Source organism: Okeania sp. SIO2B9, from assembly GCF_010672505.1.
In the GTDB taxonomy this organism is placed as follows: domain Bacteria; phylum Cyanobacteriota; class Cyanobacteriia; order Cyanobacteriales; family Microcoleaceae; genus Okeania; species Okeania hirsuta.
This window is the reverse complement of the sequence record NZ_JAAHGK010000596.1, coordinates 1-4,503: the sequence shown is the minus strand read 5'-3', so window position 1 is coordinate 4,503 and position 4,503 is coordinate 1. Positions and strand designations below refer to the sequence as shown.

Below are 4,503 nucleotides of genomic sequence, written 5' to 3'. Positions count from 1 at the left end.
TGTTTGAAAGAGGTTATAGTTAAGTCTTGATATATCTTAGGCTTTAGTAAAACCTCTTTCAAACTAAACAATAAAAATTTTTAGATTTAAAGTATAGCTTTCTATACTAAACTAAATTATCTTTTTAAAGATATACTAGCAATTATTAGTACCTGATTTTGCTAGAATAATCTCAATTGACAGTTAAGAAATTCTTAACAGATTCGTATTAACCGCAAGTCTGAAACACAGAAATATGCAGTCTTCAGAGCCGTCAGCCCCAATATCACAATCTGAGGAGATAGATACTCAGTCAGCCTCCTTGCAAACTAAGTTTGTAGTTGAATTCTGGGGTGTACGAGGTAGTATACCTACCCCTGGTAGTAGTACAGTTCGCTATGGTGGTAATACCTCCTGTGTAGAAATGCGCTTAGGGGAAAAACGTTTGATTTTTGATGGAGGCACAGGTTTAAGAGTATTGGGTTTAAACCTAATGAAGCAAATGCCAGTGGAAGCATATATGTTCTTTAGTCATACTCACTGGGACCATATTCAAGGATTTCCATTTTTTGTTCCTGCATTTATGCCTGTCAATAAGTTTCACATACATGGGGCAATCGCACCTGACGGGACTACAATTAAGGAATGTTTATCCGATCAAATGGTAAATCCTAACTTTCCTATTCCTTTACAGGTTATGGGTTCTGAGATGAAGTTTTATGACTTTAGCACTGGAGATGTAATTAAAATTGATGATGATATTGAGATTGAAACAGCTCCTCTAAATCATCCAAATTTTGCTATTGGATATCGAGTTTGTTGGCAGGGTAAAAGTGTAGTTTATTGTCCAGATACAGAACATTATGAAGATCGTTTTGATGAAAATGTACTTCATCTAGCTCGTAAAGCTGATTTGCTGATTTATGATGCTACTTACACAAACGAAGAATACTATAATCCTGAATCTCCTAAAATTGGTTGGGGACATTCTACTTGGGAAGTAGGTGTGGAAATAGCAAAAAAAGCAGGAGTCAAACAAATAGTTATGTTTCAACATGACCCTTCTCATCATGATAATTTATTGGATGAAATTCAAGTTGCTCTCCAGTCAGTATTTCCCAATGGGTTGGTAGCAAAAGAAGGTATGACAATTCCAATTCTTTAGAAAGCGTTTAACACCTCAGCAGTTCCCTGCGGGATGCTACGCAAACAGCGGTCAGCTTTGCGTGGAAAGCGGAACATTCCGGAACGGAAAGGGAATGAACAACCCAAGCTTTTAGATAACATTATCTATGTACTACCTTTTTAGCCTAATGGCTGATAGCTAGTTAAAGTAGCAAAAAATAATGAAATACTAGCACAGAAATTATATTAATGCCAATATCTAATCTCAGAAATAAAGGTAGACGACGACCATTTCTTTTTTTACTTTTACTACTGATATTTTTATGGAGTGCAAGTTGTGGTTTGGTTATGGCAAAAATTTCTACTGCAACAACTATTTCACAAATTGAGCCTCAACTAATGAGTAATGTTGATGTGGTTCCCAAACGTCACCAATTAGGACTGTCATTATATTTAGACAATTGTACTACTTGTCATATTCCAGTACCACCTCAAGTCCTTCCCACAGAAAGTTGGAAAGTAATTCTAGAGGATTATCAACATTACGGTATACAACTCCCTACTCTTATAGATCCACCTCGTCAACTTATTTGGAATTACCTACAAGTATCTTCTCGTGTCAAATCACAGCAAGAGGAAAGAATACCTTACAGAATTTCTAGTTCTCGTTATTTCAAAGCGCTTCATCCCAGAGTAGAATTTCCTCAAAATGTGAATATCAAGGGTTGTGTTTCTTGTCATCCTAGCGCTGCAAAATTTGACTTTCGGACTCTAAATGCAGAATGGCCTGAATAAAGTCAAAAGTCAAAAGTTAGAAGTTAGAAATTGTTTTTGTAAGAGGAATTTTGAGCAACCCTCCAAAAACATTTCGCCAATCAAGGTATGGTTTTAGACCCAGTTATTTTGATAACATTTAAGTCAAAATTTAAAACTAATGGAAGTAGTAGGAAGATAAGTTTAAAAACAATAAAAAAAACTACCTCAAGGCAAATCTATCTAACATTATATATCTTTTTTGTTATAAGATTAATAAATATAAATATTCAAAAGTTTTACCTAAATATTTAAGTTATAAAGCCTCTACGTTCATGGAGAAAAAAAACAGACAATTCTCCTATTATAGAAGAGTTATCTATTAATTATTAAATTATTGAAGTGTCCCTAGATACTACATTTTGCAGTAAGGAATGTAGGATATTGACATCTATAAAAATAAAGAATATTATCTGTTTGAGATATATATAAAGACAAGCTTTTACCTATAATTTTGACCACTCTTGTGTAATTATTCATACAGGCATGGGTGGTAATTTTAGTGAAGCTGAAGTAATACTTAGTCGCACAAGAGATCCCAATTTATGTAATTGGTATCAGTTATCGTTTAAGGAATTCAAAAAAGGAGAATAGGTACAATGAGTGATGAAAAATTACTAAAAGGCACTAAATACGATTTCTTTGAAGATCGCGACTTAGAAGTAAAGGTTTCTTTGAATGAGGAGCTAAGTGCCAATGAATGTGGTACAGACAAACAGCCTATCCTAGTTAAACTTGACCAGGAAGGAGAAAATACATGGTACTTTGATTACGTGGTCTTCTTATACGAAGGTTCGTATATTTCATTTACTATTAGATCGAACGGTCCTTGTGGATATGGTTTTAAAATATTTACAACAGAAAACAGCATAGTCAATAGACTCTATGCTGTTAATAAAGGTGATGAGGAAAGCCAGGAAAAATTAGAAGTCACAGTCGATAAATACCAATATGAAGGAGATCCTATTAGAGTTAGAGATTTTCAGTACTTGGATAACCAGATAAATAGCAATGTTTTAAGAAATCACTTGGTTAATATTGTCACATGGCCTATTTATGGCTATGAAAAAGGTAAGTATAAATATCGTCCAGGACTTTCTCCGGTCAGGGTCAGAAGTAGTGATAGAGAACATGAATATATCAGTAACATAGTGGAGGATAGGGACAAATTAAATTTGAGTACCAATGGCTCTATCCATATGTTTTTCTACGTACTCAAAGAAGACGAAAAGATCGAAGATATATGTGATTTGCAAAGTTCTGCACAATAACGCGCCAATTTGACTTTTGAGACGTAATTCATTTGATGATTAGTATTAATTGAACTAAATTCATCATATTTGTATCGACAGAATTATTAAGGAGAAAAATCTAAAATGACACAAGACGATGGGACTAATAAAGCACCTTTATCTCAACCTGAGAATCCGGTGGAACCATCTGTACCAGGACAAGTTACACCAGAGCAAATTATTGGATTCCTTCAACAATTACTTACAGAAGTTATTCAACCTACAACAGCTGCACTACCAGGAGCAATTATTCAATTCCTTCAACAAGTACTTGCAGAAGTTATTCAACCTACAGCAACTCAATTTCAATTGGCAGCAGCTCAATCAGTTGAACAAATTACACCTGGAGTAATTAAACATTTTTTTCAAGATTTAACTTTCGATCAGAAGGTAGATTTGTACGGCAGATTGCAATTAAACAAGGCTCTTACCGTTAACAAAATTCAGTCTCAGGATGAAGATTGGGTTATATCAAAAGCATTCAAGGAAGCTATTTATTGGGAGCCTTATGTTCCTAATGATCCTGAAAATACTTATCATCCTAATTGGATCATACCCAGAAAAAAGGGATTCTTCAGAGTAGATGCCAAAACAAAATTTGTAGCTCATCAAGTAGGAAAATTTGTTTCAGAGGCAAGTGGTAATCAAGAACTCAGTTTATTTGGTGGTCTAGATTCAGATTTAGAAGGTGAATTTTCTGGAGAGAGCGAACTAAGTGCAAAAAGTAAGACCTACCTGTTTGCAGAGTATACAATACCAAAAGTGATTCTATCTGTAGACTGGGAAGATATTAAATTGAAACCTAACTTCAAGAGTAAGGTTGAAAACGCTTTAGGAGATGATGATGAGTTCTATAGCTTTGTAAAATTAAATCATCTTTTAAACGAATATGGTTACTTTGTGCCATTGAAATTTACGCTCGGGGGTAAGATATGTGCGGAAAGTGAGGTCAAATCAAAGATTGATTCTTCTTCCGAACAATTTGCATCCTTTAAATCTTCCTTTGCATCTAGCCTAAATCTCTTCGGTGCTGGAAGTGAAGGGGAAGGTAAATCAAAAGGAGAGATAAAGGCTAGTCAAAATATGTCTAGTAAAATGGATATGGAGTTGGAATACTACGGTGGTCTTGGATCGGCAATAATAAATCCTATTGGATGGATGATATCTTTGAACTCTTACAAGACATGGACAGTTATTAAATATTCTGAGCTTGTTCCTATCATCTGCTTTTTTGAGCCAGACTTAAGAAATAAGGTGATTCGTGCATTTATGCGTTATTCATATTATCCATCCA

4 protein-coding genes are annotated in these 4,503 nt (G+C 34.6%); all 4 read left to right on the top strand.

Annotated features, from left to right (window positions below; genetic code table 11):
• Window positions 1-235 precede the first annotated feature (235 nt).
• Complete coding sequence (locus F6K13_RS19800) at window positions 236-1,144, top strand: MBL fold metallo-hydrolase (protein ID WP_124145051.1); 909 nt, start codon at window positions 236-238, stop codon at window positions 1,142-1,144.
• A gap of 209 nt (window positions 1,145-1,353) precedes the next feature.
• A complete protein-coding gene (locus tag F6K13_RS19795; RefSeq protein ID WP_124145050.1) occupies window positions 1,354-1,899 on the top strand; it encodes a diheme cytochrome C in 546 nt (181 codons plus the stop codon).
• A gap of 617 nt (window positions 1,900-2,516) precedes the next feature.
• Window positions 2,517-3,188: a hypothetical protein gene (locus tag F6K13_RS19790; protein WP_287288123.1), complete on the top strand. Its 672-nt coding sequence runs from the start codon at window positions 2,517-2,519 to the stop codon at window positions 3,186-3,188.
• A 105-nt stretch (window positions 3,189-3,293) separates the two neighbouring features.
• Window positions 3,294-4,503: MAC/perforin domain-containing protein (locus F6K13_RS19785; RefSeq protein ID WP_287288122.1), on the top strand; the 1,210-nt coding region annotated here is incomplete at its 3' end.

Coding starts and splice junctions, on each gene's coding strand:
- F6K13_RS19795 (WP_124145050.1), top strand. CDS start 1,354: ATGCCAATATCTAATCTCAGAAATAAAGGTAGACGACGACCATTTCTT.
- F6K13_RS19800 (WP_124145051.1), top strand. CDS start 236: ATGCAGTCTTCAGAGCCGTCAGCCCCAATATCACAATCTGAGGAGATA.
- F6K13_RS19790 (WP_287288123.1), top strand. CDS start 2,517: ATGAGTGATGAAAAATTACTAAAAGGCACTAAATACGATTTCTTTGAA.